Annotated in this window: 6 protein-coding genes; 4 read left to right on the top strand and 2 right to left on the bottom strand. The window is 64.8% G+C overall.

Annotated features, from left to right (window positions below; all coding sequences use genetic code 11):
- From FJ311_15980 to FJ311_15970, 3 genes are all read left to right on the top strand, one after another.
- On the top strand, positions 1-1,273 hold a 1,273-nt coding region (locus FJ311_15980), incomplete at its 5' end, for an adenylate/guanylate cyclase domain-containing protein (GenBank protein ID MBM3952933.1).
- 61 nt (positions 1,274-1,334) lie between these two features.
- Entirely contained in the window at positions 1,335-1,631 is a 297-nt protein-coding gene (locus FJ311_15975; GenBank protein MBM3952932.1) for a type II toxin-antitoxin system MqsR family toxin, read from the top strand.
- A 27-nt stretch (positions 1,632-1,658) separates the two neighbouring features.
- Positions 1,659-2,087 (top strand): type II toxin-antitoxin system MqsA family antitoxin, encoded by a 429-nt coding sequence (locus FJ311_15970; protein ID MBM3952931.1) that lies wholly within the window; start codon positions 1,659-1,661, stop codon positions 2,085-2,087.
- Positions 2,088-2,201: 114 nt separating this feature from the next.
- On the opposite strand, the gene smpB is transcribed toward FJ311_15970, so the two are convergent.
- Together smpB and FJ311_15960 are read right to left on the bottom strand one after the other, a co-directional pair.
- On the bottom strand, positions 2,202-2,669 hold the full coding sequence (smpB, locus tag FJ311_15965) for an SsrA-binding protein SmpB (GenBank protein MBM3952930.1): 468 nt from the start codon (positions 2,667-2,669) through the stop codon (positions 2,202-2,204).
- Positions 2,670-2,673: 4 nt separating this feature from the next.
- Positions 2,674-3,549 carry a 4-hydroxy-tetrahydrodipicolinate synthase gene (locus FJ311_15960; protein MBM3952929.1) on the bottom strand — a complete coding sequence of 292 codons (876 nt, stop codon included), beginning with the start codon at positions 3,547-3,549 and terminating at the stop codon, positions 2,674-2,676.
- Between the two features lie 186 nt (positions 3,550-3,735).
- On the opposite strand from FJ311_15960, the gene FJ311_15955 reads away from it, so the two are divergent.
- On the top strand, positions 3,736-4,114 hold a 379-nt coding region (locus FJ311_15955), incomplete at its 3' end, for a hypothetical protein (protein MBM3952928.1).

Genomic DNA, 4,114 nt, shown 5'->3' with positions numbered 1-4,114 from the left:
TGAACCGCGCGCGGCGGCGGCATCGCCGGTCCCGCTCGCCCGGCCGGTCGGCGACGGCCGGGGCCTGGGGCTGACCCTGGATCGGATCGAATGCCCGGCCTATCTGGTCAACGCCCGGTTCGAAATCGAATGGGCCAACGAGCGCGCCGCGCGCGAGATCTTCGGACCCGAATTCAACGTGCGCGCCGAATCGTCCGAACGCAACATTTTCGCCTTCCTTCTCCACGGTCCGCTCGCCGCCGCCGAAGGCGCCGAAGCGCTGATCGCGCTGCATCTCGGGATCGTCAAGCGTCGGCTCTCGCGCGCCGGGCTGTTCGCGCTCGGTCGCGATCTGGACGCGGCCGAGATGGAGCGACTCATGCGCATTTACGATTCGGTCTCGACCGAACAGATTCCGGCGGGCCCGCTCGCGCGCGCAGAAATCGAATTGGCCGCGCCTGGAGAACCCGGCCGCCCACACGACGTCTACGCCTCGTTCTTCCGTGAGGGCGTGTTTTTTACCTACCAACCGACCCAAGACGATGGATCGACTCTGCTGCAATTCCTCGCCCGGCGCGACGTGGTGATCCGCGATCTGATGCGCAAGCGCGAGCCCTGCCTCACCGATGTCGCGGTCCTGGTGGCTGACGTGCAGAATTCGGTCCGGATTTCGGCCGAATTGCCGCCCGAGCAGTACTTCCAGCTCATCAACCGCATCTGGGGCGCGATGGAGCCGAAGCTGCGCAAATACCACGCAACCCACGGCAAGCATGCCGGCGACGGGCTGGTTTGTTACTTTCTGCCGCAGCCCGACAACAACTTCGCCTTGAATGCCCTGCGTTGCGCGGTCGAGATGCGCGAAATCATGCGCGAGATTAGCCGCGAATGGCGGCTGAAAAAGAACTGGGGCCACGAGCTGCGCCTGAACATCGGACTCCACGCCGGTCAGGAGTGGTTCGGCGCCTATCAGACGCCGACGCACGTGGAATTCACGGTTCTGGGCGACACGGTCAATACCGCCGGGCGGCTTTCGGATTTTGCCCGCGATGGCGCGGTGCTGGCGTCGAAAACCCTGCTCGGCAAGCTTACCGCCCGCGAACGTGCGACGGTGCGCTATGGCGTTCGCCATCGCGCCGCGGACGGTGCCGAGACGTTCGCGCCGGAGACATTTGCTCGCGTGTCCAATCTCGTCGATCTCGACAATCCCAAGTACGAAAAATTCCGCGACATCGCGGTCCTGCCCGTCGCCGAGATCCTGGAAATCGGAACCGAAGGCGCGACCGGCGCACCGTGAACTTCCGGGGAGGGGCAGTTCTTCCCTTGCTATAGCACCATAATGGTGCCATACTGCCCGAGTGGAGAAGCGCAAGCCAACCCACGACCTCGAGGCGTTTAAGGCCGCAGTGGCTGCCGACCGCGCCGTCTTCACCCGGACCGCCGTCCGCGACGCGCAGGCACTCGGCTTGGGAATCGAGGAGATGAAAACGGCTTTGTCCGGCCTGCGGCGCGGGCAGTTTTACAAGTCGATGACGGCGGTACACGACCACCGCGCATGGCAGGACGTGTACCATCTGCCGTGGGAGGGAACGACCTTGTACGTCAAATTCACCGTGTCCGCCGGGTTCGTCCTGTTGTCGTTCAAGGAAAAATGACCCCGACGGAAAGATAAGGAGTTGGCAATGGCCCGCAAGAACGGCAAGAAGCGGATCAATCGGCGCCCCTGCCCCGCGTGCGGTGGAACGATGGTTCGGGATTCGCGCCCGGACACCGTTGCCTACAAACACCTCAAGGCCAGGGTGACACAACCGGGATGGTATTGCGAAACGTGCGACGAAGTTCTGCTGGACGCGACGGACGTGAGGGCGACGGAGGCCGCCTTCATGGATTTGAAGGCCCGCGCCGACGGAGTGCTGACGGCGCGGGAGGTCACGCGCATCCGCAAGCGGCTCGGGCTGTCGCAGCGCGCGGCGGGCGAAATTCTCGGCGGCGGCCCGCGCGCGTTTCAGAAATACGAGGCGCGCGGCGTCGCGGTCAGCAAGCCGATGAGCAACCTGCTCCGCCTGCTCGACCACCACCCGGAAACGCTCAAGGATTTGAAGCGGACGTGACGCTGTTTCGGTTTACGTTGAAGAATATATGTACAACCATTTATTCTTCTTCTAGAAGTATAGCGGTAGGTCCGCCAATTCGTTTTAGTTTCTCGTAATTATATTTCATCGAATCTACCCCCGCTCCCGCATCAAACGCCCCTGCTCGCGCTTCCAGTCGCGTTCCTTGATGGCGGCGCGCTTGTCGGCCTTGTGCTTGCCGCGCGCGAGCGCGAGATCGACCTTGGCCCGGCCGCGCTTGTTGAAATAGATCGAGAGCGGCACCAGGGTCTTGCCCTCGCGCGATACCGCGCCGAGCAGCTTTCGCATCTCGCGCTTGTGGACCAGCAATTTGCGCGCCCGGCGCGGCTCGTGGTTGAAGCGGCTCGCCGAATATTCCGGAATGTGGGCGTTGAGCAGGTAAAGCTCGCCGTCCTTCTCGCCGGCGTAGGCCTCGGCGATGCTGGCGCGGCCGTCGCGCAGCGACTTAACCTCGGTGCCGGTCAGCTGAATGCCGGCCTCGAGCGTGCTTTCGATGAAATAATCGTGGCGTGCCTTCCGGTTCTGGGCGGCAAACCGGCGCGGCGTGGCGTCCTTGGCCATTCGCCTAGTTGAGCACGCCGGCCGCCTGCATCGCCGCGCGCACCTTCGCCCGCCCGCCTTCGGACAGCGGCGCGAGCGGCAGACGGACGTCCGGCGCGCACTTGCCGAGCAGGTGCAGGGCGTACTTTGCCGGCACCGGATTGGTTTCGCAGAACAGATCGACGTGCAGCGGCATCAGCCGCTGCTGCAAGGCGACCGCGTCGTGGGCCTTGTCGGCACGCCACAACCGTTGCACCTCGGCGCACAGGCGCGGCGCGACGTTGGCGGTGACCGAAATACAGCCGTGCCCGCCGCCGGCGAGGAAATTCACCGCCGTTCCGTCCTCGCCCGACATCTGACAGAACGTGTCGCCAATGGCGGCGCGCGTCTTCATCGGCCGGGTCAGGTCCATGGTTGCGTCCTTGACCCCAACGATGTTTGGCAACTTGGCGAGCCGGGCCATGGTTTCGACCGACATGTCGACCACGCTGCGCGGCGGGATGTTGTAGATCACGATCGGCAAGTCGACCGCGTCGTGAATCGCCTTGAAGTGGAGATAAAGCCCTTCCTGGGTCGGCTTGTTGTAATAGGGCGTTACCACCAGGGCGGCATCGGCGCCCGCTTTCTTGGCGTGGCGGGTGAGCGCGATCGCTTCCTCGGTCGAGTTGGAGCCGGTGCCGGCGACCACCGGACGGCGGCGGCCGGCGGCCTCGATGCACAGTTCAACCACGCGCATATGCTCGTCGTGGCTGAGGGTCGGCGATTCGCCGGTGGTGCCGCACGGTACCAGGCCGTCGGTGCCCTCGGCGACGTGCCAATCGACCAATCCCTGGAACGCGGATTCGTCCACCTGTCCGTTCTTGAACGGCGTGACGAGGGCAACGAAAGAGCCCCGGAACATGATTTTCTCCGGCATGTTAGCGATGCGTGAACGTTTCCGGCGGACGATACCGCCCGAGATCGGACGGGGCAAGCGCCCCTCGCCCCGGATTCACCGCCGATTTCATCTACCCGGGACCGGTTCGAGCACTTAGAATCCCCGAGCCGCGTCCTATGGACCGAACAAGACGTGCCCACGGGAGTAAGGATGTACGCGCACCTTCGGCGAACGCTGCCCGCCACTTTTCTTGCCGGGATACTCGCCGTCGTCGCCTCGGCCCCAGCCCGCGCCGCGGGCCCCAGCCTGCCCGCTGATCTGTTCGCCAATCCGGCCGACGCCAAGATCGCCCAGGCCGCGTTTCAGGCGGTCGCCGACGGGCAATGGGCCAAGGCCGAGCAGACGGCGCGCCAGGCCAAGGACCCGATGCCGCTCAAGCTGGTGCATTGGCTCGGTCTGGTGCGCGAAGGCGTGGCGGTGCCGTTTTACGGCGTCGCCCGCTTCTACGAGGAAAACCATCATTGGCCGATGCAGACCCAGCTCCGCCGCCGGGTCGAGGAATCGATCGGGCCGGACATACCGCCCGCGG

The organism is Rhodospirillales bacterium (genome assembly GCA_016872535.1).
Lineage (GTDB): Bacteria > Pseudomonadota > Alphaproteobacteria > Rhodospirillales > 2-12-FULL-67-15 > 2-12-FULL-67-15.
The sequence above is the reverse complement of the archived record's forward strand: the minus strand, read 5'-3'. Positions and strand labels throughout refer to the sequence as shown.

What these genes read in the sequence shown, in the direction of transcription:
- FJ311_15970 (MBM3952931.1), top strand. Translation starts at nt 1,659, where the DNA reads ATGGCCCGCAAGAACGGCAAGAAGCGGATCAATCGGCGCCCCTGCCCC.
- smpB (MBM3952930.1), bottom strand. Translation starts at nt 2,669, where the DNA reads ATGGCCAAGGACGCCACGCCGCGCCGGTTTGCCGCCCAGAACCGGAAG.
- FJ311_15960 (MBM3952929.1), bottom strand. Translation starts at nt 3,549, where the DNA reads ATGTTCCGGGGCTCTTTCGTTGCCCTCGTCACGCCGTTCAAGAACGGA.